30 protein-coding genes and 1 pseudogene are annotated in these 23,203 nt (G+C 63.6%); 20 read left to right on the forward strand and 11 right to left on the reverse strand.

What is annotated here, in order from left to right:
* Window positions 1-42: 42 nt before the first annotated feature.
* Window positions 43-183, forward strand: a complete 141-nt coding sequence (locus LHA26_RS03435) for a hypothetical protein (RefSeq protein WP_252167356.1) — start codon at window positions 43-45, stop codon at window positions 181-183.
* Window positions 184-218: 35 nt separating this feature from the next.
* Window positions 219-662, forward strand: coding sequence for a hypothetical protein (locus LHA26_RS03440; RefSeq protein WP_252167357.1), 444 nt, complete (start codon window positions 219-221; stop codon window positions 660-662).
* Between the two features lie 55 nt (window positions 663-717).
* Here LHA26_RS03440 and LHA26_RS03445 read toward each other — a convergent pair whose 3' ends face one another.
* The 6 genes from LHA26_RS03445 to LHA26_RS03470 form a co-directional block, all read right to left on the reverse strand.
* Window positions 718-966 carry a hypothetical protein gene (locus LHA26_RS03445; RefSeq protein WP_252167358.1) on the reverse strand — a complete coding sequence of 83 codons (249 nt, stop codon included), beginning with the start codon at window positions 964-966 and terminating at the stop codon, window positions 718-720.
* 122 nt (window positions 967-1,088) lie between these two features.
* Window positions 1,089-1,511 carry a low molecular weight protein tyrosine phosphatase family protein gene (locus LHA26_RS03450; protein WP_252167359.1) on the reverse strand — a complete coding sequence of 141 codons (423 nt, stop codon included), beginning with the start codon at window positions 1,509-1,511 and terminating at the stop codon, window positions 1,089-1,091.
* 9 nt (window positions 1,512-1,520) lie between these two features.
* Window positions 1,521-2,213: a phytanoyl-CoA dioxygenase family protein gene (locus LHA26_RS03455; protein WP_252167360.1), complete on the reverse strand. Its 693-nt coding sequence runs from the start codon at window positions 2,211-2,213 to the stop codon at window positions 1,521-1,523.
* 265 nt (window positions 2,214-2,478) lie between these two features.
* On the reverse strand, window positions 2,479-2,961 hold the full coding sequence (locus tag LHA26_RS03460; RefSeq protein WP_252167361.1) for a M61 metallopeptidase family protein: 483 nt from the start codon (window positions 2,959-2,961) through the stop codon (window positions 2,479-2,481).
* 160 nt (window positions 2,962-3,121) lie between these two features.
* Entirely contained in the window at window positions 3,122-4,414 is a 1,293-nt protein-coding gene (locus LHA26_RS03465) for a M61 family metallopeptidase (protein WP_252167362.1), read from the reverse strand.
* A 62-nt stretch (window positions 4,415-4,476) separates the two neighbouring features.
* Window positions 4,477-5,397, reverse strand: a complete 921-nt coding sequence (locus tag LHA26_RS03470) for a LysR family transcriptional regulator (protein WP_252167363.1) — start codon at window positions 5,395-5,397, stop codon at window positions 4,477-4,479.
* 78 nt (window positions 5,398-5,475) lie between these two features.
* Here LHA26_RS03470 and LHA26_RS03475 point away from each other — a divergent pair, with 78 nt between their 5' ends.
* Window positions 5,476-6,348, forward strand: a complete 873-nt coding sequence (locus LHA26_RS03475; RefSeq protein WP_252167364.1) for an SDR family NAD(P)-dependent oxidoreductase — start codon at window positions 5,476-5,478, stop codon at window positions 6,346-6,348.
* 39 nt (window positions 6,349-6,387) lie between these two features.
* Window positions 6,388-8,243 (forward strand): annotated as a pseudogene (gene mrdA / locus LHA26_RS20240) (penicillin-binding protein 2); the annotation flags it as partial.
* Window positions 8,244-8,526: 283 nt separating this feature from the next.
* Here mrdA and LHA26_RS03485 read toward each other — a convergent pair.
* Complete coding sequence (locus tag LHA26_RS03485; protein WP_252167365.1) at window positions 8,527-9,465, reverse strand: LysR family transcriptional regulator; 939 nt, start codon at window positions 9,463-9,465, stop codon at window positions 8,527-8,529.
* Between the two features lie 130 nt (window positions 9,466-9,595).
* Between LHA26_RS03485 and LHA26_RS03490 the strand changes: the two genes are divergently transcribed.
* The 15 genes from LHA26_RS03490 to LHA26_RS03560 all read left to right on the forward strand — a co-directional run bounded on the left by LHA26_RS03490 (window position 9,596) and on the right by LHA26_RS03560 (window position 19,265).
* Window positions 9,596-10,174 carry a carboxymuconolactone decarboxylase family protein gene (locus tag LHA26_RS03490; protein WP_252167366.1) on the forward strand — a complete coding sequence of 193 codons (579 nt, stop codon included), beginning with the start codon at window positions 9,596-9,598 and terminating at the stop codon, window positions 10,172-10,174.
* Window positions 10,175-10,271: 97 nt separating this feature from the next.
* Window positions 10,272-11,054: an NAD(P)H-dependent oxidoreductase gene (locus LHA26_RS03495; protein ID WP_252167367.1), complete on the forward strand. Its 783-nt coding sequence runs from the start codon at window positions 10,272-10,274 to the stop codon at window positions 11,052-11,054.
* A gap of 425 nt (window positions 11,055-11,479) precedes the next feature.
* On the forward strand, window positions 11,480-11,923 hold the full coding sequence (locus LHA26_RS03500; RefSeq protein WP_252167368.1) for a hypothetical protein: 444 nt from the start codon (window positions 11,480-11,482) through the stop codon (window positions 11,921-11,923).
* Window positions 11,924-12,203: 280 nt separating this feature from the next.
* Window positions 12,204-12,692, forward strand: a complete 489-nt coding sequence (locus LHA26_RS03505) for a hypothetical protein (RefSeq protein ID WP_252167369.1) — start codon at window positions 12,204-12,206, stop codon at window positions 12,690-12,692.
* 109 nt (window positions 12,693-12,801) lie between these two features.
* Window positions 12,802-13,173, forward strand: a complete 372-nt coding sequence (locus LHA26_RS03510; protein WP_252167370.1) for a hypothetical protein — start codon at window positions 12,802-12,804, stop codon at window positions 13,171-13,173.
* A gap of 24 nt (window positions 13,174-13,197) precedes the next feature.
* Window positions 13,198-13,539 carry a helix-turn-helix domain-containing protein gene (locus LHA26_RS03515; RefSeq protein WP_252167371.1) on the forward strand — a complete coding sequence of 114 codons (342 nt, stop codon included), beginning with the start codon at window positions 13,198-13,200 and terminating at the stop codon, window positions 13,537-13,539.
* Window positions 13,532-14,551 (forward strand): ImmA/IrrE family metallo-endopeptidase, encoded by a 1,020-nt coding sequence (locus LHA26_RS03520; RefSeq protein WP_252167372.1) that lies wholly within the window; start codon window positions 13,532-13,534, stop codon window positions 14,549-14,551. The genes LHA26_RS03515 and LHA26_RS03520 overlap by 8 nt, the downstream gene beginning before the upstream one ends.
* Entirely contained in the window at window positions 14,548-15,186 is a 639-nt protein-coding gene (locus LHA26_RS03525; RefSeq protein WP_252167373.1) for a C1 family peptidase, read from the forward strand. Before LHA26_RS03520 ends, LHA26_RS03525 begins: the two co-directional genes overlap by 4 nt.
* Window positions 15,187-15,188: 2 nt before the next feature.
* Window positions 15,189-16,010: a thymidylate synthase family protein gene (locus LHA26_RS03530; protein WP_252167374.1), complete on the forward strand. Its 822-nt coding sequence runs from the start codon at window positions 15,189-15,191 to the stop codon at window positions 16,008-16,010.
* Window positions 16,007-16,561, forward strand: a complete 555-nt coding sequence (locus LHA26_RS03535) for a hypothetical protein (RefSeq protein ID WP_252167375.1) — start codon at window positions 16,007-16,009, stop codon at window positions 16,559-16,561. Before LHA26_RS03530 ends, LHA26_RS03535 begins: the two co-directional genes overlap by 4 nt.
* Entirely contained in the window at window positions 16,561-17,166 is a 606-nt protein-coding gene (locus LHA26_RS03540) for a dCTP deaminase domain-containing protein (RefSeq protein ID WP_252167376.1), read from the forward strand. Before LHA26_RS03535 ends, LHA26_RS03540 begins: the two co-directional genes overlap by 1 nt.
* Window positions 17,167-17,190: 24 nt before the next feature.
* Complete coding sequence (locus LHA26_RS03545; protein WP_252167377.1) at window positions 17,191-17,343, forward strand: hypothetical protein; 153 nt, start codon at window positions 17,191-17,193, stop codon at window positions 17,341-17,343.
* A gap of 99 nt (window positions 17,344-17,442) precedes the next feature.
* Window positions 17,443-18,441, forward strand: a complete 999-nt coding sequence (locus tag LHA26_RS03550) for a nucleotide kinase domain-containing protein (RefSeq protein WP_252167378.1) — start codon at window positions 17,443-17,445, stop codon at window positions 18,439-18,441.
* A 257-nt stretch (window positions 18,442-18,698) separates the two neighbouring features.
* Window positions 18,699-18,869 carry a hypothetical protein gene (locus tag LHA26_RS03555; RefSeq protein ID WP_252167379.1) on the forward strand — a complete coding sequence of 57 codons (171 nt, stop codon included), beginning with the start codon at window positions 18,699-18,701 and terminating at the stop codon, window positions 18,867-18,869.
* A gap of 3 nt (window positions 18,870-18,872) precedes the next feature.
* The gene (locus LHA26_RS03560) at window positions 18,873-19,265 is read left to right on the forward strand and encodes a holo-ACP synthase (protein WP_252167380.1); all 393 of its coding nucleotides are present in this window, start codon (window positions 18,873-18,875) and stop codon (window positions 19,263-19,265) included.
* 112 nt (window positions 19,266-19,377) lie between these two features.
* Here the strand turns inward: LHA26_RS03560 and LHA26_RS03565 are convergent, their stop codons facing one another.
* Window positions 19,378-20,085 carry a DUF2971 domain-containing protein gene (locus LHA26_RS03565; RefSeq protein ID WP_252167381.1) on the reverse strand — a complete coding sequence of 236 codons (708 nt, stop codon included), beginning with the start codon at window positions 20,083-20,085 and terminating at the stop codon, window positions 19,378-19,380.
* Window positions 20,086-20,624: 539 nt separating this feature from the next.
* Here LHA26_RS03565 and LHA26_RS03570 point away from each other — a divergent pair.
* Window positions 20,625-21,035, forward strand: coding sequence for an NUDIX hydrolase (locus LHA26_RS03570; RefSeq protein ID WP_252167382.1), 411 nt, complete (start codon window positions 20,625-20,627; stop codon window positions 21,033-21,035).
* 545 nt (window positions 21,036-21,580) lie between these two features.
* On the opposite strand, the gene LHA26_RS03575 is transcribed toward LHA26_RS03570, so the two are convergent.
* From LHA26_RS03575 to LHA26_RS03585, 3 genes are all read right to left on the reverse strand, one after another.
* A complete protein-coding gene (locus LHA26_RS03575) occupies window positions 21,581-22,291 on the reverse strand; it encodes an MgtC/SapB family protein (protein ID WP_252167383.1) in 711 nt (236 codons plus the stop codon).
* Window positions 22,288-22,473, reverse strand: coding sequence for a hypothetical protein (locus tag LHA26_RS03580; RefSeq protein WP_252167384.1), 186 nt, complete (start codon window positions 22,471-22,473; stop codon window positions 22,288-22,290). The genes LHA26_RS03575 and LHA26_RS03580 overlap by 4 nt, the downstream gene beginning before the upstream one ends.
* A 120-nt stretch (window positions 22,474-22,593) precedes the next feature.
* Entirely contained in the window at window positions 22,594-23,112 is a 519-nt protein-coding gene (locus tag LHA26_RS03585) for a phosphatase PAP2 family protein (protein ID WP_252167385.1), read from the reverse strand.
* Between the last annotated feature and the right edge of the window lie 91 nt (window positions 23,113-23,203).

Below are 23,203 nucleotides of genomic sequence, written 5' to 3' on the forward strand. Positions count from 1 at the left end.
AGGCTGAAGGCTCGTCAGCGGCCGCCGGGGTCCGAGGCGGCGGTGATCGGCTTTGCCAATCTCGTCGAGCACGGCACCCCGCTGATCCGCTTCGCGCAGTGGCATCTCGAGGCGGATGACGCGCCTGTGCCCAAGATCGCGCTCACAGCCATCGCCACGGCCGTGTGGACGCCCGCGCGATGATGCAAGCACGCGCCTGGTGGCCGGTCGCTGTAGTCATGCTGGTGCTGCTGGCGTCGCTCCTGTTCGCGGCGCACACGCCGCGGCCGCGCGTCGCGTTGTCGCCGCTTCCGGCCGCCGTCCATGTCGATGGTCCGATGCTGGTGCAGCTGCGCAGCGAACCCGGCCATCCGATCTTTTCACCGAGCCGCTCGAACGCGCCGATCGGCGACGCAGGTGCCGCACCGGCCGCGCCGCTTCCCGTCCTGACCGGTATCGCCATGGGCGGCGCGCGGCCGCTGGCGCTGGTCAAGGATCAGAAGGGGACGACCGCGATCCTGCATGTGGGCGATGTTGTCGACGGCTGGACGGTACGGGCGATCACAAACCGTTCGGCGACCTTCGAGCGGACCGGCGAGAGCCATGAAGTGGAACTGACCTACGCCGCACCGGCTGCCGGGAGTGCTCATCCGCCTGCGTCGCCTGACGGGTCGTCGCAGTGATGACGGTCCGCTGGGCGCCCGTGACGTCGGAGACGGTGCGCAGGACGGAGCACGGCTACGCCATCGACCTTCCGGGTGACAGCGACCTCTCCTCCGCCGGCCCAGAGCTGGCGGCGCTGGCGGACCCGTCCGCAAAGGCCCCCGCGCGATCACTGACGAAGAGGCCATCGCGCAGGCGTCGTTCCTGCGCGATTTCGCCGGACTGGGTCCTCTGCTGCTCAAAGGGCGGCGGTGAGACTTCCCCGTGTTCCTGAGAGGCGAGATGGAGAAGCTCGAACTCAGAAAGGCGCAGATCGCCGAGCATGTCGCCGATCGGGCGCTCTCCTGACGGACTCTCCGTCCGGCTCTTTCTGAGCGCCGTTCACCGTGCCGGAAGATGACCCACTTTCGGCCGTTCAGCCTGCCCCGCCCATCTCCCAACATCGGTCATTCATTAAGCCGACAGGGAGGCAGCTCAATCGCGATGTTGGGCCGGCCTATCAGGGCCTTCGGCTCTTGCGTCACTGGCATCGCAGGCAGGTGGCGGCTCACCTTGATCTCCAATAGCCGGATCAGTTCGGGCTGCATGAAGTCGTAGTCGTCCGGTATGTCTAGGCAGATCACGCGCCTGCCCCCGAGACCCGCCCGGAAGCGCCGCTGCAGCTTGCTGCGGTGCGCCTTTTCCATGACGAAGATCACGTCGGCCCACGCGACCAGCTCGGCCGTGAGGGGGTTGTCGGCGTCGTGGTTGGTGCCGGCAGAGTCCACCTCTAGCCCCTCGCGACGCGAGAACACCTGCTCGGCGGTGGGGCTGCGCAGCCTGTTCTGGCTGCACACGAACAGCACCGTCTGAGTGCGGGGGCGGCTCAACCTTGGCCTCTAAACGCCGCGCCAGGCGAGTGGACCTGGCGCCGCGTCGGCCGAGAAGTCGATCTGGAGGACGCGGCGCCGTCGCGGCGGATCGGCGGCCAGCGAGGCGTGGACGATAGACGTCGCGTACAGCCAGACGTCACCCCGTCCTGCGAGGCATAGCCGCTCGCCGAACGTCGCCACCACGCGCTCGATCTCGGCTTCGGGCAGGCGGCCCAGCCTGTGCGAGCCGGGCACGATGCGGAGTGGCGCGTTGCGCTCGTCAACTGCATCCAAGTGCACGCGCAGCGTCATCATGCGTTCAAGGATCTCGAACGGCGGTTCCACCTGGATCAGCCCCGATTTGACAGTCCAAGGCCCGTACCCGTCCGTGTCCATACGCGCCTTGACCACGATCGTACGGTCCTGGTGCCACCCAAGCGCCCAGTTCCGCTCCGCGGTCTTATCGAACAGGATTGCACGTACCGGGCGAGCCTGTTCTCCGAGCACGGACGCTGCGATTGCGCCGACCGGTCCGGCGTTATCGAGAAAGGGCTGCAACTGCCGCCCTTCCCCAATCCGCACACCCGGCCTGTTCGTCGGCAGCGCAGCCAAGGCAGTCTCGAGGCGACCGCACGCAGCTTCGTCCAGAGCTTGCGCGAACAGCTGGGCTCCATCATCGTTGAGGGTGAGGTCAGCGGAGCGGCAGACGGTTGCGAGCATCAGGCTGAGGCTAGCCCGACCTACTCTCGGCGTCGACCCAGACCCATAACACGACACTCAGGGCCCTACCGCGTGCTCTCTTAAGCGGCCACTCGTTCATGTTGCATCCAAGGCGGCCCTATTCCAGAACCTCTGACTCAGCTCGACCAGCTTGCCGTAGTGAGCCACCGTTCCCTTTTCGGAGAAACGGAAACAATTGCGTCGGAAGCTGAGGCATGTCCGCAACCGCCGCCAAGAGGCTGCGGAAAAAACGAGGCTGACCGGGTCATCGCGCGGTAAGCAGCGACGTCAACTCATCCGCACGACCTGCTATGCGCTGCAAGCGAGGGTATCGCAGTCCACCGTGATAGCCGATTGTCCGTGTCTTCGACCGGCCGTCCTGCTCCCAGGTGAGCACCACCGGCGTCATGGTCGTCTTGCGCGCGGCATCGTGAAGCGCCGCGCGCGTATAGGGCGCGCCGGCAACTGCCGTGATCCGAACCCCCGGAGCCATCCCGGCCTGGAACGCCGGCCCTCCCCAGGAGACGGCGCGAACCCTACCGTCATCGGCAATCGTCAGCCCGATTGAGTAGGAGAAGTCGGCCCCGCCGGCCTCCTGTTCGTTCTGCTCGAACGTCGGCGTCGGCTTGTCGGTATAGACCAGCTGCCAGCCTAACCGCCTCAGTCCTTCGACGGCGTCGAGTTCCTCGTGCGCGTCAAGCCAGCGACGGAGAAATCGCGTCCAGTCGAATGGCGCGACCCGGTTCAAGGCAGCGCATACATCATCGAAGGTGTAGGTACGGGCAGGACGTCGAGCGTCGGCACCAGCGAAGAAATCGCGCGCGAAGTCGTCGAGACCGCGTCGCCCCCTGAGATTGCTCGCGCAGCTTGGCTTCCACGTCGAGCCACAGCATCACGCCTTCAAGGTGCTAATCCTTGCGGCGCTGCCAATCGCGCCACGGCACCGATTGGTGGAGCATGAACGAGGGATAGTTCACGTCATCCGACAGCGGCCGCCAGGCACGCCCCGGACGATTGGCGACTTCGGCCGCGTCGAGCGCGAGCGTGTCGAGCGTTTCCTCGCGACTGCGCAATCCGGCGCGTGCGGCAAGCACCCGTGCCCAGAACTCGGTCTGCCCCTCGTACATCCAGAGCAGGCTGGTGCCTTCGGGAACGCTGGGCGTCGGCGCCCACAGGTCGGCCGGGACGCGGTAGAGCCCGTTCCAAGCGTGGACGAACTCATGCGCGACGATGTCGCGATTGTTCAGCTGTGCAGCCCAGTCGCGAAAATAGGACGATGCGATGTCGATCTCGGCCGACGCGCGATGCTCGATTCCGCCGGATGCGCCCTCGTCGCTCATGCGCGCCAGCACCTCGTAGCGGCCGAATGGCGGCGTGCCGAATACCACCAATGCCTGTTCCACCATCCGCCTCAGGTCGCCGGCGCGCTCCGCCGGGAGAGCGAGATCGTCGGCTCGCGTCGCGATCAGGTCGAAGGTGATAGCGTCCGCGCCGTTCTCAGCGAGCGGAACGCGTGTGGCGTACCGTCCGGCGAGGACCGGTGCGTCGAGAAGCCGCTCGAGCGTGACCCGGCCGAATTGGAGCCAGTTGTCGTCGGTCCCAGAAACATCGAGCGACGTGAAGGCCTTAAGTCCTTGCGGCAGCAGGACTGATGGCACCACCGCGACGTTACGCGCGTACCATCCTGCCGGGTACAGCAGCAGGTGCTGCCATGCGATCGCTACAACATCGGCTGACAGGCGGTTCGCGTCCGCCACGACTTGGAAGCGCACGTCCATCGTTTGCGTGCCTGCTGGAATCTCGAGGTGGAAGGCATGGGGCTCGATCGCGTCGCGCCGCCAGGGCAGCGAACGGCCGTTCGCGGACACATCAAGGCCGGCAAGCTCGGCAACGGTGATGCTCGGCCCGTGGCTCGCCGCCTCCCAGCGGGGATAGAGCAAGGTCGTTGCACCGGCTCGTTGCACCGGCAGTTTCTCGTGCACCACGAAGATCCTGTGCGCGACGTCGCGCGCGTCCACGTCCAGCGCGATCGTGCCCCTGAACGGGTGATCGGCCGGAAGTGCGACGGGGGTCCGAGACAGCGCTTGGATCGGCTCCCTTTCCGCTGCGGGAAGCGAAGCGGCGGCGCCGAGCACCGTCGCGCAAAGCACAAGCCCTGCGCTCGCCGAGCTCCAACCAGGGGTGATCGCCTTGAGCTTCAATCCCAGTGTCCTTCGTTCATGCGGCTATCGTCCGCAAATGTGGAAGAGTTCGTCGGTATCGATCAGACCTCACCGGCAAGCACCCGCAGGGCTGCTTTTCGGGCTTCGTCCAATACTGCCGCGACCCTGCTGATACGGCTCGCGCCGATACGGTAGGCCAGCAAGACATCGACCTCCGGCGACGCCCATTCGGGGAAAAGATGCACGAGCCGCCCGCTCGCGAGCTCCTGGCGCACCATGAACGCCGGCACCATCGTGACCCCCTGGCCCGCCCGAACCAGACGCAGCAGCAGGTCAAAGTCGCGGACCGCGACCTTGGCCGAGCAGTCCAGCACGATCTCGCCTCCGGAGCCGTCTGTCTTCCGCAACTGCCAACTCACCCGCGTCGATGAACCCGAGAAGGCAAGGAGCGGCACCGTATCGAGCATCGCGATATCGGAAGGCAGCATGGCCGCTTCTGCTGACCCGACAAGGATACGCGCGAACGATCCGACCCTGTCCGCGATCAGCCCATCGTCTCCGACCTGCCCAACCCGGACCGCGAAGTCGAAAGCCGGGTCCTGAACGTCGTCGAGATCGTAGCTGGGTTCGACCGCCAGCTCGATGTCTGGATAACGCTCGGCGATTGCCGGAACGAGGTGCCCAAGCAGCGCTCCGCCGAAGGCAGGCGGCACCGCGATCCGCACCAGGCCACGCGGCGACGTTCGGGCCCGATCCATATCCTCGAGCAGGTAGTCGGCCTCGGCAAGAATCGACTGTATGCGCGGCAACAGCTGCTCGCCCTCACGCGTCAGCGCAACACGGCGTGATGTCCGCTCAACCAGACGGACGCCCAGTCGTGCCTCGAGGCGTGTGATCTGCATCGAGATCGTCGACTTGGACACGTCCAGCGCCCGTGCGGCGGCCGTGATGCCGCCCTGGCGAACGACACTCGCGAAGACGCGCAGTTCGTGCAGATCGATCGTTCGGCTTTGTTGAACCACATGTTCGTCCGTCGGCCAATGTTCTCTCGATTGCAACACGGCTAGCGAGCAGACCAACATTTTCGAAGGGATATGTCGATGGCCAAGGTTTTGATGACGGGCGGCAACGGGGCGTTTGGCGGGCTCGCTGCCCGGGCCGTGCTTGGGGCGGGCCACCAGCTGGCCGCTGCCATGCGCGATCCCGGCGGGCGTAACGCACAGCCTGCTGCCGCCCTGCGCGCGCTCGGCGCGACGGTGGTCGAGATAGACGTTACCGACGACGGCAGTGTGGCCAAAGGCTCGGCCGACGCCATCGAGGCGCTCGGTGGCCTCGACATCCTCGTCAACATCGCCGGCGTCGGCACGCACGGCTTGAGCGAGGGCTACGGCTCGGCTCAGCTTTCGCGCTTGTTCGACCTCAACGTGATCGGTGTCCACCGCATGATGCGGGCCGTGTTGCCGACGCTGCGCCGGCAGCAGGCCGGACTCGTCATCAACATATCAAGCCTGCTCGGGCGGCTGTCGCTGCCCTTCTATGGCCCGTACAGTGCGACCAAGTTCGCGCTGGAGAGCCTGAGCGATACCTACCGGGCCGAAGTGTCGCAATTCGGCGTCGATGTGGTCCTGCTCGAACCCGGTGGGTTCAAGACCACCTGGATCGAGGCGCTTGTCCATCCCGAGGACACGGCACGCCTTGCTGAGTATGGCGCCTTTGCAGAAGCACCCGCGCAGACGCTGGCCCAGGTCGAAGCTATGCTCGATGCCAAGCCCGAGCAGGATCCGGCCAAGGTGGCCGAGGCGATCCTGGCGCTGGTTGACGCACCGGCTGGCGCGCGGCCGCAGCGGACCACGGTCGACTTCATCGGCATGGCGCAATCGGTCGAGATGATCAACGGAGCCGCGATGCAGGCGACGACCGGTGTCTACCAGGCGTTCGGCTGTGACGACCTGCTCACACTTAAGGTGCGATAGCGAGCTTACGCCGCCGCGCTGACCGCGATGTCGTACGGCATGACTCCCGCCCGTGACTGGCTTTCGCGCGCCATGACCGAAGCGCAACTGAACACGACGTTGCGCCGCCGCCTTCTGCTGCTGGGCGGAGCGCAAGCACTGGTCGCCCTCAGCCTCGCCGCGCGCATGGGCTGGCTCGCGATCGCGGAGAATGACCGATCCACCAGGCTTGCGGAATTGAACCGCATCAGCACTGCCTTTGGTGCCGCCGGAACGCGGCGCGATCGTCGACCGCCATGGCGCGCCGTTGGCCAACAACCGCGCGTCCTTGCGCGTCGACCTGGTACCAGACCTGTCCGAAGACCACGAGCGAGTGCTGGCCTCGTTGCGTCGGCTCCTAAGTCTCGACGAGCAGGAGATGGCGCGGATTGTCACCCGTCTGAACGCCGGGGTCGGCTTTAAACCCTATTGATCAGAGACGGGCTGAGCTGGGAGCAGTTCGCGGCCGTCAGCGTTCGCCTGCCGGAGCTGCCCGGCGTCGTGCCGACACGCGGCTTTCAGCGCACCTACCCGATCAGCACCGCGGCCGCTCACCTGACCGGCTATGTCGGCGCGGCCAGCGCGTATCAATATCGACAGACCCATGATAAGCTGCTCGTCATCCCAGGGTTCAAGCTCGGCAAGGACGGACTGGAGAAGATGCTTGAGCCGCAACTGCGCGGCATCCCGGGCGTGCGTCAGGTTGAGGCGACCGCGCATGGCCGGCTGCTCCGCACGCTTTCCGCGCGCGCCGGCATGTCGGGTAAGACGCAGCGCCTGACGATCGATGCGGGACTGCAGGAATACGCGGCACGCCGCCTTGGCACTAGCTCCGGCTCGGCGGTCGTGATGAACTGCCGGACAGGCGAGATACTCGCCATGGCATCTATGCCGGCCTATGATCCCAACCGTTTTTCGGCGGGGATCGAGACGCGCGAATGGGCGATGCTGCGCGACGACGAGCACCTTCCCCTCATGAACAAGGCGACACAGGGCCTCTATCCGTTGGGTTCGACAGTCAAGCCAATGAACGGCCTGGCGCTTCTTGGCGCAGGTGTCGACCCGAACGAACGGGTCGTGTACACCGGTGCGTTACGGGTCGGAACAGGGCTGTTCCATTGCTATAGAAAAGCGGGTCACGGCCCGGTCGACCTGAAGAATGCCATCATGCAAAGCTGTGACGTTTATTTCTACGAGATGGCTCGGCGGGTCGGAAATGACCGGATCAGCCCTGTTGCTCGCATGCTGGGGCTGGGCGGTAGGTTTGATCTTCCGCTGCCGTCACAACGCTACGGCACCGTGCCGGATGCAGCCTGGAAGCTACGGAAGTACAAGGCCGATTGGACAATCGCGGACACGCTCAATGCCTCGATAGGTCAGGGCTACATGCTGGCGAACCCATTGCAGCTTGCAGTCATGGCTGCGAGTATCGCATCGGGGCGAGGTATCGAGCCTAGCCTACTCGCAAATAAGGTCACCGCGACCCACCGGCTCTGCCGATTGCACCGGCGCATCTCGAACTCGTGCGCGATGCGATGGCAGCGGTCGTGAATGAAGGTGGGACGGGCAGCGCGGCGCGAATGCAGGTGCCGGGAGTCAGGTTGGCGGCAAAGACCGGAACCGCGCAGGTTCGGCACATCAGCATGGCGGAGCGCGCAAGAGGCGTCATGAGAAATGCCTCGCTGCCCTTAAAGCTGCGCGACCATGCCCTATTCGTGTGTTTCGCGCCGACGTTCGAGCAGGACTACGCTGCCGGGAAAGTGCTGGAGCATGGTGGCCATACCGACCGTAATCTTGATACTCCGGCGATTGGGCGCGACATCATGACCTATCTCTTTGATCGCAAGCAGGCGTTGACCAGATTGGCGGCGCTCGAGCTACCTCGGAGCTAGGCCCTGCTCGCGTTACCTTGCGACAAGACCCAATCTCAGCCGTTCATGCGCCCCTTCCTGCTCTCTGGTACTGGTCATCCGTTCATCGCATCGTAGCGGCCGCTGTGGGACCTTCGACGCCACACCCCGTGCGACCTAGATTGCGACTTCTGCCAACCGGCTACGACGAGCGCCGCAGCGGGCGGCTGCCGCTCGCTCCGCCGACAATTGTCCCGCAAAGGATGGTGTTTCGGGAGGGTCGTACCCAGCCTTGCCGGCCAGTCCACATTTACCCTTCGGCGGCCAACATCTTCAGCCGTTCACGCAGCCAGCGTTGTGCCGGGTGGTTTGTGGTTCGGTCGTGCCAGATACCCGCGATGGTAAAGCCAGGGATGGTGAGTGGCGGTTCCACCACCTGTACCCGATCCGACCAGCCATCGGCGATCCGCCGTGGGATCAGAGCGATCATGTCGGAGCGCGATACAACCTCCGGCACGATCAAGAAGCCCGACGTAGACAAGGCGACGGTGCGGCGGCGGCCGACAGCCTCCAGTGCCGCATCGGCAGGCCCGGAGAACCCGCCCCCTTGGGGAGACACGACGACGTGCTCCAAAGCGCAGAACACGTCCAGGCTGAGGTGGCCCTGCACAGCTGGATGTCCCCGGCGCGCGATCACCGCGTACCCCTCTTGAAAGAGCTGGCGTTGACGCATGGCCGCCGGTGCATGGTCCGGAGAGGCTAAGGCCAGGTCGATCTCGCCGCGCTCCAACTGTGTGGCGAGCGCCAGCACGTCGAGAGCACGCCAAGCGACGCGGACCCTGGGTGCCTCGGTCCTGAGCGCGACCGAGAAGCGGGTGAGCAGCGCATATTGCACGTAGTCGCTCGCAGCGATCACCAGGGTGGCCTGCATGGTCGCCGGATCGGACGGCATTCCATCTGCCACAACCCTGCGGACACGCTCCAACGCCTCATGCAACGGCTGCTGAAGCTCGACGGCGCGCTGGGTCAGGACCATCCCGCGCTGTGCCGGAATGAGGAGGGGATCGCCGAGGGCGTCGCGAAGCCGCGCCAGTCGGGCCGACAACGCGGGCTGGCTCAGGTTCAGGCGCCGGGCGGCACGCGTGACGTTCCCTTCCGCCAGCAGGGCTTCGAGCGTGACAAGCAGGCCGAGATCAAGGTTCCTGGTATCCATCCGTTCGATGACAACAGGCAGAAGCTTCGATTTCAACACTGCGCCGTGACGTCCCACATGCCGGATGTCGAAAGCACGGGGCCTTTTGCCGTCGCGAGAACTGCGCGGCGGCGCAGGAGCCGTCCGCCAACCAAACAGATCCCCCCTTCTGACCAGGAGAGAAATCATGCGCGCGCCGCTCTTCCCCCCCGACCAGATGTCGCCGAATGTGCGGGCTCTGCATGACGACATGGCAGAGATCGCCGACCGTCTGAAGGATTACATCATCAAGCACGAGGACGGCGCCCTCATCGGCCCCTTCGCGCCCATGCTGCGCTTTCCCAAGTTCGGGGGGCCGGCGTGGGCCTACACCAAGGAGCTGCTCGAGAACTCCACACTGCCCAGGTTGGCGAAAGAAGTGGCCATTTTGGTCACGGGGGCGGCGTTCAACTCGCGCTACGAGCTCTACGCCCACGAGCGCGTGGCCGCGCAAGCCGGCCTGAGCGACGCTAAGATCGCCGCAGTCGCAGCCGGCCAGCGACCCGCCGACCTGACCGAGGAGGAGCAGGCCGCCTACGACGTCGCCGCGGCCCTGACCGCCGGCAAGCAGCTTCCGGAGTCCACGTACCAACGTGCCGTGAAGGTGTTCGGCGAGGAGCGAACGGCCGAGCTGATCTACCTGTTGAGCGGCTACGCCCTAATCTCGATGCTGCTCAACGCCTACGACGTGTCGGTTCCCGGGCGTGAGGATCTTCCGCGTGGATAAACGTGGGGGTTGAATCCTGCCCAGCGAGGGCTTGCAGCCACTTCAGCAAGTTCGTCGTCGAACACTGACGGACCCCAATCACCAGGAATAAGCCATCATGAACGTTCTCATTGTCTACGCGCACCCCGAGCCCACTTCGCTGACACGGCAGTTGGTCGGCGTGACCGCTGAAACGCTATCGGCGGCAGGACACACCCTGATCCACTCGGACCTCTACGGCATGAAGTGGAAGGCGGTGTACGATGCCGATGACTTTCCGGTGCGCGACAATCCCGAGCGGCTGTCATTCATCACGGAATCGGGTCATGCCTACAGAAGCGGGCAGCAGACATCCGATGTGGTCGTGGAGCAGCAGAAGCTGCTCGCGGCCGACGCCGTGATCCTCCAGTTCCCGCTGTGGTGGTACGGCGTGCCCGCGATCCTGAAGGGCTGGATAGAGCGGGTCTACGCCTTCGGCTTTGCCTATGGCTACCAGAACGGCTCCAACCAGTTCCGGTTCGGCGATGGCATTCTCAAGGGCAAGCGGGCGCTGGTCAACGTCCAGGCCGGTGGCCCGGCGGCCGACTATGGTCCGCGGGGTATCAATGGGCCGATCGAGCAACTGCTGTTCCCGCTGACCCATGGCGCGCTGTTCTACCCCGGCATGGACGTGCTCCCGACGCACGCGGTCTATGGCGCAGGTCATGTCTCCACGGCCGAAGAAGTCGAGGCGATCAAGGCCGCATGGCGGAAGCGGCTTGCCGGGCTGTTCACCGACACGCCGATCCCCTTCAGGTCGCAGAATGGCGGCGACTTCCCCGATCGCCACACCATGGCGGACCACATTGCGCCAGGCCAGACCGGCCTCGCAGCGCACTTTGCTGACCTAGCCGATGCATGACGAGCAACACCGATCTTGGTCGATCAAGGCCGCACGCATCGGCGGCCACATCATGCCCGCCGATCGAAGACGCGGTCTTCTAGGCTCGCACAGACCCAGGTGCAGACATAGTCCGTCGATTTACGACCTCCCGGAGATCGCCCGCTACCTCCGCATCTTCGGCGGAGACGTAAGGGTGACGAGCGCCGTTCCCGTCCAAACGACCCAGTTCCGGCAGTTCCGCCTCGATTTAAGGCTTCTGCAAACCCGCCACTTGTTCATCTCCGTCGGATGACAGACGCTTCGGGGAAGCCGCTCAAGGGCAATACCTGGTAGCGAGCTGCCATTCCGCTCACCGGTTTGAGTGGTCGGCGTGGTCAGGCTTCGCTCCCGGAGTTGCTCGGGAGCTCGATAGCTGGTCTAGGGTCCGAACGGAGGATGATCGGGTGCGGCTTACGTTCACGAAGGGCACGGGCAAGTACGACGACCTCCGCATCGAACACGAGTCTGGTCCCGCAGAAACGATTGCGTGCCCCAAGCAGGGGATCATCCCGCACGACATGATCCACTATGCCGTGGAGAGTACGCTAACCCACCGCGGCTTTCTTTCCCTCGTTGCGGACGGCAGCCCTGCCTCCTTCGCCACTGCCGGCGAAGACACCGAGAACGCGATCGAGCGGTTGGTCGAGACGCTCCAGGCCGAGATGTGGGGCGGACTGGTTCCCGTCGCGAACCTGATCGCCACCTATGAGCATGCCTGTGCGGCTAGCGGCCACCGGATTGTGCCGGTCAGCGCCCACGACGTCGAAGCCATACGGGGGCGCATCGACCAACTCAGTGCGGAGTGGGAGAAAATCCCAGTACGGGGTTCGTTGACCCTCAGCTTTTGAGAATGGCCTGAGCAGCTATACGTCCGCTACTGGGCGGGGTCCCGACCGGCAGCTCCGCGGCCGGCAAGACCCAATAGGCGACATTCGAAGCCGCTTCACCGCTCCCTGAAACCGGTCGTTCGTTCAGGCGCTGCTGAACGGCGGAAACTGGGCCGGTTCCTGACTGACAGGTTTTGGCGCTCGGATGTATGATACCGGCCATTGTTGAAGCTACGGTTTCAGGCTTGGCGCCGCGGGTAGCTTGGATAGAAGGATGGATGTTGGTCCGGAGATAGAGATTATGACCGACGATCCGTTTGAATTACCCTTCGGTGACGAATTTGATCCGGACTCACCAGCCGCAGCAATGGCGCGACTTCGCGACCGGTTTCATTCGATCCATCCTCAAGCATCAGTGATCATTACTGGATATGCCGCTCTTGAGCTTGAGGTAGACCAAATCTTGCGGAGTTTTGTTGCGAGACCAGAAAAGCTTCCGCGCCTCAGCATGGACCACCAGCTGGGCCTTTTACGTGCAATGCTAGACGATCCATGGTTGGACTCGGCACTCAACGCAATCAGCGCTTTCGGCGCCATCCGAAACAGTGTGGCGCACGGCGATCCTGCGGAAGTGATAGATAGAAGTATTCTAAATCTTGAGAAGAAAAGCAGAGAGATCGGATTGCCGCTGGAATCTTACCCAAGTCTCGGCGTACTAGCTATGCATCTGGCATCTTCACTGCACGTCGGAACAGAATTCTACGAGTGCATCGTCAGAGACCGGCAATGACTCCGCAGGCCCACTGCCGGGAATGTGTTCTCATCGCCCTTAAGCAAAATGTTGACAATCCGGACGCCATCACCTATCTATGTTCGATATTCTAACACGAGGACGTGTTATGAGTGCGGATGTTGAAGAGCTGCGTGCCGAGTTCAAACGCAAGGCGACGCTGCTTGTTTCGGAACTGCAGGCCTGGTTTGACGAGGAAACGGCGACCATCGACGGCACCGCGCCGCCTGCCGCGCCATCAGGCTCGGGCGGGTCGATCGTCGGCATGAGGCCTGCGATTGACTCCAAGCGGGTCGTCGATGCGAGCCGGGTCACGCGGGTGGTGCTGGAGATGGAGTTGCCGCCCGAGATCATCAAACGCGGCGGCTATGCGAACTGCGACGAGATGATCAGCGACCTGCTCCCCAAGCTGGAACGCGTCTATACCGGCGAGCTCAAGGTTAAGAAGTGCCGGGCAGTTAAGGTTCCTGAGCCGGCATGAGGGTCAGCGATGAACGATGATACAATGAACAATGGCAGCATCGGCGAGCGGCTGCGCAAGGCGCGGGAGTTCCTTGAGCTGAAGCAGGAGGAAGCGGCTGAGGCGGTCGGTGTGTCGCGCTCGGCCCTGTCACTCATCGAAAACGGGCGCCGCAAGGTCGATTCCGAAGAGCTTGCGCGCTTCGCCAAGGTCTATGGCCAGTCGGTCGATGCCCTTGCGGGCACTTCGCCCCTGCCCCCGCTGCCCGAGAGCGTGAAAGCGCTGGCGCGCGCCGCCACCGAGTTGTCGGACAGCGATCGCAACGAGCTTTTACGGTTCGCCGAGTTCCTGCAGGCCCGCGGGCCGAAGGCAGGTGGCCATGGCTAGATCGCCTGCAGCAGCTGCGCGCCTCGACGCCGTATCCGCTGCCAACCGTATTCATGCCGAACTCGATCTCAGGCGCAGGATCACCGCCCGGGCGGGCCTGGTCGACGTATTCGAGGCGATCGGGGATCTCGACATTCCGCTGGTGTTTAAGCCGCTCGATTCCGCGCTCGGGCTGTGCTTGCCGGCGCCGCTCAAAGGAATCATGATCACCACCGAGAGGCCGCTGCACATCCAGCGCTTCACGGCCGCACACGAGCTCGGCCATGCCGTGCTCGAACATGAGGGCAGCATCGACCGAGAGATTCTCGAGCGCGGCCCCAACTCGCCGAGCGACGGGCGAGACCTGCAGGAAGTGGCAGCCGAAGCGTTCGCGGCTGAATTCCTGCTGCCACGTTGGCTCTACCGCCATCATATCCAGGCGCAGGGCTGGACCGTCGCGCACGACCTGCGTCGGCCTGCGACCGTATACCAGCTCTCGCTGCGCATGGCGGTCAGCTATGAAGCAACCTGCTGGGGACTCTTGAGCCACCAAATCCTGCCCTATGATGAAGTCCGCGGCCTGAGCCGTGCGCGTATAGGCGATCTAAAGGCTGAGCTCGGCGCGGGTCACAAGCCGGCCGATTCCTGGGCCGATGTCTGGAAGGTCACGCAGCGTGACAACGGGGCGCGGCTCTTGGGCAATCCCGACGACTTGGTCCGTATCGAACTAGAGGAAGCGGTCAGCAGCGGGCATCGCTGGAATGTCGAAACGCTTGCCGCAGCTGACTGGGATTTGCTGGAAGACCAGTCCTTGTTCAGCACCGATCCGCTCATTTATGGCGCTCCGTCGACACGCGTCGTAGTCGCGCGGCCACGGCATGGCGGCCATGGTGAGATCGCGCTGCGCGAGCGCCAGCCCTGGGCGCAGGAAACGCCGGATGCCGCCGCCTTCCAGCTTGCAGTTGCCCTGCAGGGGCGTGAGCGCGCCGGCCTGTCGCGCGCCGACCGGCTTCGCTTGGGGTTGAGCATTTGATCCAGCCCGCGCGCGATCTTCGACCGAACATGCTTGAGGTCCGCTGTCAGGGCTCCCGGCCGACCTGCCTCGCATTCGCGACCTCGGCTGCAAACGAAAATCTCGCTTGTGTCGGTGAATATTTGTCGGTCGAGTATCTCTATTATCATGCAGTCGCCCGAACTCAGGGGGCCAATCCGCATGCCGGGACGACCATGGAAGCGGCCGCGGCTGCGTTGCTCGACAACGGGCAGCCTGCAGAATCCCACTGGCCTTATCTGGACGTGATCTCGACGCCTTGGGCGCCGCCCATTGGCGTCTCCCCGATCCACCGCGGCACGCTGGCCGTTGGCAAACTGTCGTTCGCAGAGATCGCCGACGAACTCGACGGCGCGCGCCCGGTGGTGCTCGGCATGCTGATCACCGATCGCTTCTACCTTCCCGATTCCGAAGGCCGCGTGCTGCCTGATGCAGGCGATACCGTGCGCGGTGGACATGCTGTCCTAGCGGTTGGACACGGGGCCGACGCGACCGCGCAATATCTGCTGGTCCGCAACAGCTGGGGACCGGCCTGGGGGCTCAACGGCCACGCATGGCTGCGCCAGGATTATGTCGACACCTACCTTCATCAGACCGTCAAGATCGCGAAGGGATAATCATGGAATTGCTGCAGGGAAGAACGATCCCGGAGGTCTGGCTGCAAGCCGCCCGTCATGTCCGCGGGTGCCCGAAGCAGGAGGATTTCGACGTGTTCCTGCATGTTCGCGAGCCGACCATGCTAGATTCCGAGGACGCGGCGGTCTATCAGCTGGTCGATGCGTTCCTGACCGACCATGGCGCCTTCAGCGTCCATACCGTCGCCGAGACAATCTTTCCGCTCGACGAATATCTGCGCGGCGGCGCCAAGGCGGTGTTCGGCACCTATCCCGGCCGGATCAAGGCGATCCATGCCGTGCGCGACGACCGCAACTGGGGCACCTATGCCTATCGGCTGCTGCGCCAGAAGGACCGCGACGGCCAAGTATACAATCCTCTCGAGGAAATGGTCGAAAAGATCCGCAAGCACGGCAAATATACCGCGTCCTTCGAGCTCGGTGTCGGCGATGTGCTAGAGGAAGACGTGCCCATCTATGACGGAGCGACCGATCGCCGGCGACTCTATGGCGGGCCGTGCCTGAGCCATCTAAGCCTCAAGGTCCATAACGGGGCCATTCGCATGAATGCAACTTACCGCTCGCACTGGTATATCCGGCGCCTGTTCGGCAATCTGGTCGGTCTTGGCCGGTTGCAATATTTCCTGGCGTCAGAGACCAAATTGGCGATCGGCGGGCTGACGATCAACTCAACTTATGCCAAGATCGATGTCGGCAAGAGTGGCGAATGCGGCGGCCATTGGACCAAGCGCGAAGTCGATGCGCTGATCGATCGGTGCGGCGATACCTATAGTGCCGCATCGCAACTCAAAGGTGCCCTAGCGTGACCGTCGCGACAGACCTTCTGCCAGCTCTGCAATGGCATCAGCTCATCCATGACGAGGATTATCACAAGGACGTCGCCGCGATGTCGCCGGCGATGCGCATGAAGCATTTCGCACTGCATTTGGCCAAATATAGCGCCTATCTGCTTGATGCGAGCGAGCGTGGCGACGATGCGCTCACCGCGCGCGCGCTGGTCGATTCCTTCGCCATCGTCCTCGCAATCGCCAATACGTTGGGTCAGAACCTCGCGTGCGATCTTCCCGCGCGCAACCAGGAAGACCTCGCCGGCCAGTCGCCTGACGTCTGGCGCTCCTTCGTCAAGGAGGCCGGGATCCTAGCAAAGGCATGCGAGTCGCTCGACCATATCGAGGACCTCGCCTTCAAGGTGATGATGAAACAGGCTAATGCCAGGCTCGCGGTCACCATTCTGCGGGGTGCCGACCAGCAGTCGATCGGTCTGATCGAGGCCTACAAGGTCCGGTTGCGCGAGGTCGAAATCCGCTCGCCGTTCGATGCTTTCATCCAGCAGCGGCGATCCGGGCGGACGCAATAATGTTCTGGGGAAGCGACAAGCTCGCGTGCGAGCTGCCCAAACTGATCCCAAGCTTTGATCTCGCGCGGATTGACGGCGCCTCCTATCGCTTAAGCGTGGGCGAGGAAGTCTATGTCTCGCCAACGGGCCAGCCGAGCGATCCGCGCAACAAGCCCAAGACCAAACTTGATCCCGGTGACGGCTTCATGGTGCCGCCCGGGCAGTTCGGGTTCATCCTGACAGAGGAGGAGATCAGGGTACCGGCGGACGCGCTCGCCTTCATCTCGATCCGGGCGGGCTATAAATTTGCGGGTCTCGTCAACGTATCGGGCTTTCATGTCGACCCCGGTTTCGCGGGCAAGCTGCTATTCTCAGTATTCAATGCCGGGCCGAACCCAGTTCACCTCGCGCGCTTAGAAGAATGCTTTCTCATCTGGTACGCTGACTTGGACGGTGCCGGCGCTGCGCAGCCAAAGAGGGGCTATGCGAACATCCCGTCGAGCCTGATCGGGCCGCTGGCGAGCGGCATCCAATCCTTTGCGAGCCTGGACAGCAAAATCTCGGAGACCGAGAAGAAGCTGACCGATCGCGTCACGACTCTGGAGCGCGAGCAGGCGGTGTTGTAATGGGGTTTTGGCCTCGCTGCCGGCGTGCTGCTCAGTCTCGGCCTCAAGCAATGCGCGATCGACCGCCCCGCGGACAATGCAATCGCGGCGAATGCCCTGGCATCCAACGCCAGCGAGATCAGCGCACCGCCGGCGCCGGCCACGCCGGCTGACAAGAGCTTGACGAACGCCGACTGAGCCAAGATGGCAGGTGCCGCCCGGGTCGGGCCGGACGAATCGTCGCAGGATGGATGTGGCCGGCGGGGTCCCGATCGAAACCAGACCTGCCGAGTATGCATGCGAACGACCGAAGTCTTTGAAACCTACTGGAAGTTCGCTGTCGAGCGACAGGCGATCTATTTCCGCCGCTTCACCGATTCAATCGGCCCTTGGACCGACGATGCCGTGTTGGCCGCGCACCGGTTCACCAACGCGTATCGCGCCGCCGACAGGGTTAGCCAGTATCTCATCCGCGAAATCCAATATCACCCGGACCGGCCAACAACACCCAACGAGCTGTTTTTCCGCACGATGCTGTTCAAGCTGTTCAACCGGATCGACACCTGGCAGGCGCTTGAAGCAAGGCTCGGGCCGATCGAATGGGCCCGGATCGATCTGGACCGGCTGAGCGCGGTGCTCGATGATCTCCTGCGCCAGAACCGGCGCATCTATTCTGCCGCTTATATCATGCCATCGCCCCGCTACGGCCATGCCCGCAAGCATGCCAACCATTTGGCCCTGCTCGCCGCGATGATGGAGCAGCGCATGCCCGACAGGCTAGCGCAGCTGCCCACCCTCTCCTCTGTCTACCACGCGCTGCTCGACTGGCCCGGGATCGGTCCGTTCCTCGCTTTCCAGTATACGATCGACCTGAACTATTCAGACCTGCTCGATCATGACGAAGCCGAATTCGTCGTGGCGGGGCCCGGCGCTCTCGATGGGCTGGCCAAATGCTTCGAGGACCTGGGCGGCCTTAGCCCAGCTGAAGCGATCCACTGGATCTGCGAGCAGCAGGACGCCGCCTTCGCCGCGCGTGGGTTGCGGTTTCAGACGCTGTTTGGTCGAGAGCTACAGCCGGTTGATTGCCAGAACTTGCTCTGCGAGATTTCGAAATATGCAAGAGTGAGGCATCCGAACATGACGGGCATCAGCGGCCGCACGCGGATCAAGCAAAGTTACCGGCCTAACGAGGCGCGGATGCCGCCGCCATTCTTCCCGCCGAAATGGGGTCTCGCCGCGGCGACGGAGTCGGCCGACATGTCGTGCCCAGCTGCGACTGGCAGATTGTTCGCATGAACCAGCCCACGCCACCGTCGCCATTGCCTCCAGTGTCCGCGCCCGCCGCGCCGTCTCATGGTGCGCCCGCGCCGCCGGCGCCATCCTCGCCGGCCGCCCCACCGCGAGAGCCTTTCGGGGCGGCGCGGAGAACAGCGGTCGCCGTCGCGGTCCTAGCGCTCCTGTGCCTCACGATCGCGCTGGTCTGCGCGGCGTGCCGACTGCAGCCCGATCACCTTGCCGCACTCGTTCAGGCCCATGGCCCGGCTGTCATCGGCATGCCGGTGTCCGCCATTCTGGGACTTGCCATCGTGTGCCTGGCGCGCGGGATCGGCGGCCCGGTCTCTATCCAGATCATCGGGCTGCGCGCAGAGGGTGCCACCGCGACTGTCCTGTTGTGGATCGCGACCTTTGCGGCGTCGGCCTTTGCCATTCGGGCGCTCTGGTAGCGTGTGATTATCGGGATCGGCACTGACATCCTCCAAATTGAGCGACTACGCCGCTCGCTCCGGCGATTTGGCGCGGGCTATCTCGAGGAGATGTTCACCCCTCAAGAGATTGCCATGCCGCAAGTGACGCTAGACGCAGCGACCCATTTCTCGCTCGGATTTTGCGCCAAGGAAGCTTGCGCCAAGGCGCTTGGCACCGGGATCGACGCTGACGTCGACTGGTTTGACATCGAGATCGACTATCGCACACCCTCCCCGCGCCTGATGCTCTCCGGTGGGGCCCGCACGCGCCTGGAGTTTCTGACTTCGGCGGGATCGGTGGCAGTCCCGCAGCTCAGCCTCGGCGTCGCAGGCGGTTTGGCACAGGCAATTGTGATCATCGCGACGGCTGACTAAGCTTTCACCCCCGTCGCTCGACGCCCGCGTTCTAGGTGCCGGTGATACAGCGTTAGCCGCCCTTAGCCGACCAAGAGACGGCGGGAAAATCGTTGGCACTTCAGTCGCTAGTCTAACTAGGGTCGCTACACCTCACCGAATAACCGTCGACTGAGGTCCGTCGCACGGTGATGCCTGCCGCCTTCATCCGCCGCGTCACCAGACGCCGGTCCTCGGCAGCCATGCGCATTCCTAGATAAACCGTCACCGCGCCGCGCCCGACATAGCGCGCCTCGCCCCTATGGGCCGCGAACAGCCTCCACTCGCGTTCGTACGACCACTTCACGTTCTTAGTGGAGAGAATCGCGCGGGCACGGTGATCGGCATCGCGCATAGCGCTGAGGTTGAGGTAGTGGGGCCGGTCGCCGTAGGCGACGCGAGCCAGAGCATGCGTCCCGTCAAGGCATTCAAGTAATCGGGCCATCGGGTAGGCGACGCAGATCCCACGGAATCCGTCCGCGTAGTGCGCCCACATTAACTCGTTGTCCCATGTCTCAGACAGTGACGCGATGCCGAGCCCGAGCTTCTCTTGTCGAACAGTCTCGACAAACTCCTCGTAGCCGGGATTCTCCATTGCGCTCCCATTGGACCTGTAAAAACCCTCCATCGGGTCGTTCATCTCGTTGAACTTCCCGCACCAGATGTAACCTTGCTCGATTGCGCTGAGTTCGCGCTCGAGCCGTTCCCGGTCGGCAGCGCCATCGCCGTCAGCTCCACGTGGCCGCAGGGACCGGTGGCGATAGAGCCAAGTCGGTCTCGCATACGTCTCGATCGTCGCCATCCGCCACCATCCCCAACCCGCCAACAGTTCCACCATATTGAGGCCACGTTCGGACCGCCCAAGACGAAATACGGACCGAGCGGCAGCTTTTAAATGAGCAGTAAACGGTGGTGAACAACCCCCATTGCCGCAGCCCTCGCGCGGTCAATCCGCGCGGCCAGAACGAACGGCGGCATTCGGGTTCAGCTACGGGTCGGCTAAATGACCGGAGTTGGGGCGCTTAGCCGCCCGACAGTTCAGGCTAAATAGAACCGATCTGGACGCGATTGATGGACTCAGAACCGACCGGCAGCTCACGACCAGTTCCCGACGTTCAGTTCGATGCAGCGCTCTCCTGAAACCGGCCGTTCGCTCATCCGGCTCCCGGCCGAGACCGGGGTGACTGACATGGGGACATAGCCGTCTGACAGCTTTGAAACAAAAGGTGTCACAAGCCGCCATTCAATCGACCTAGGCGCAAAACACCGCCTGTGACGCTTTGCCGCGGATCACCGGCTCGCTATTCTTCTCCGCTCGTTCGAAGGATCGCCTCCGTAGCCATGAAGCAGTCTGCATCCATTCCCTATCGGATCGACCAGGGAAGGCTGCGCGTGCTTCTCGTAACATCTCGGACGAGACGGCGTTGGATCCTGCCAAAAGGCAAAGTGGGGCCACGGATGCTGCCCGGTCGATCGGCCGAACGTGAAGCCTTCGAAGAAGCGGGAGTCCTCGGGCGGCTGGCGAAGGATCCGATCGGCTCCTACCGACAAGGCGATCATATCCCGGATATGCCGGAAGGCGGTGTGATCGTCGAAGCCTATGCTCTCGAGGTAGTCGATGAGCTGCCGGCGTGGCGAGAGATGCATTTTCGCGAGCGCCGCTGGTTTTCCGTGAATGACGCGATCCGCGTCGTTCGGGATCCAGAGATCCGATCGATCCTGCAAACCTTCAAGCGCTCGATGAAGCGTTGATCGGAAGATCGGCTTCTATCGCCTGAGGCCAAAAGGACCGCAGATCCCGAGGATCGGATCACAACAGGGTCGGTCAATCAGTGCTGTCCCACATCCGGCTCGTCGGGCATCGGCTCCCGTCGCGAATCCCATTCGCCCCCCTCTGGAATTGTACCGACAGCCTCGACGCCACCTGTCCACGCACTAGCCTGTCGATGCAAAAGTCCTGGAGGAACCATCACCGCGTCGCCAGCATCCAGAGCGATCCGTTTCCCCTTGGGGCTGCCGAAAGCGAGGATCGTCGATCCTTTGACGGTCGCGATGACCTCATGGGCGTGCGAATGGGAGCGGCCTGTGTCGGAAATCCGACCGCGCCATTCAAGATGCAGCCTTTTTCCGTGAACAGCGCTTCGAAATGCTCCGCGCAGTCTGCAGCTTCGGGTCGACGGCAATGCGATAGACGATGATGTCCTTCCGCGATCGGGTAAGGAAATCGTCGTTCTCGACAAGCGTCAATCGTCGCCATTCCAACATGGCAAAGAATACAATCACATAGCGTTACGGTCTCATGACAGCGGCTCACCGTCGCCGTCCCGTACCTTTCGCACCTTGCCAATGGTGACCTCATGGACGCCGGGCGCGTCCTTGAGCCGCGCAGCAGCCATACGGATGTCACGCTGAGACACCTTCACGAGATTCAGTGTGACCAGGTCCAGGTCATCGTCACCGGGCACGGCGGTCATGCGCCTGATCTGTCCGCCGCGAAGTCCGAGCTGTTTCTTGATGCCTTCGGGATCGAGAGCCGCGCGCTCCGCGCTCACCTTTACAACCGCACTTTGAACCCGCGCGCGATATGCCTCCTCGAGCGGCTTGATACCGACCAGGATGAGCAGGATGATCGCGGTGGCGAGACCGGCGGCGAAGTAGAGCCCTGCACCCGATGCAAGGCCGATCGCGGCGACACTCCAGATGCTCGCGGCAGTGGTCAGACCTTTCACCGCCTGCCCACGAAGAAGGATCGATCCGGCGCCCAGAAAGCCGATACCGGAAACGACCTGCGCGGCAACGCGCGACGGATCGAGGACGACGTGCGGCATCTGAGTGGCGTTGGTAAAGCCGTAGGCCGAGACGATGATGAGAAGCGCCGAGCCTACACTGACCAGCATGTGGGTGCGGACGCCTGCAGCCCACAGCAATCGCTCACGCTCGAACCCGATCAGACTTCCGAGCAACGCCGAGGCAAGCAGACGGATCGCGATGTCGGTGTTCGAGATCATCGTTGGGCGGCCAGCCGTGGCATGACACGCTGCGCGATCAGCGCATTCTCCGCCTCGCAGCCCTGAGCCGCCTGTGCGCCGCCCGTGCGCAGATGGGCGAGCTCCGTCCGTGCCGCTTCAAGATCCGCCTGATACTCGGGCTTGGTCGCGATCACCGTCATCGTCGCCGAGGCCGACAGCATGCCTGCCTCGACCGCGCTCTCGTTGTGGGCGCCGCAGATGAAGCGGCTGTCGCCATAGGCTCGACCACGCGCGAGGATCTGCTGGGCTCGATCGGGCGCGATGGAAGCGAGGATTATCGCCTAGGTCCATCCGTAGGTGGTGTGGCCCGATGGATAATCATAGCTCATCCGTCCGCGCTTCCTGTCGAACAGTTCGGATGCCGGCTGGCAGATCGCGCCATGATCGATGGTGAAGGGCCGCTCGCGCTGGAATATGTCCTTGGCGTGGCTGGACTCAGCGCTGGTGTCGGCAGCGGCGCGCTTCACTACAGCCGCCAGCTTCGGTGCCGTCTCCGGAGTGAGCTGGATGCCCACCGCGCAGCTATAGTCCCGCATCAAGCCCGGAACACTGTATTCGGCATCCGTGATCGCCATCTGCCATCGGCCCGAGCCCTGAAGCGAGCGGGTGGCTTTGAATATCTTCCGGTCGGTATCGTAGCGAGGATCGCCCGGGCGAGGCGCCGGCTCGAGGATGGTCGTGACGTCGAACTCGCCGGGAGCGAGATAGCCCTTGCGCTGGTCGGCCGGTGATGTCGCGGCGGTCAGCAGGAAGAGAAAACCGATGCCGGCGCTTACGCCCAGATTTGTTTGAACTCGCAACGCTTACACCTCTGCCGCAGCAACCATCGCGAGGCCTTGCCCCGAGGTGAGAATGTAGCAAATTTGTCAAAAAGGCGAGCCGCGACGGACG

Source organism: Sphingomonas morindae, assembly GCF_023822065.1.
GTDB lineage: Bacteria > Pseudomonadota > Alphaproteobacteria > Sphingomonadales > Sphingomonadaceae > Solisphingomonas > Solisphingomonas morindae.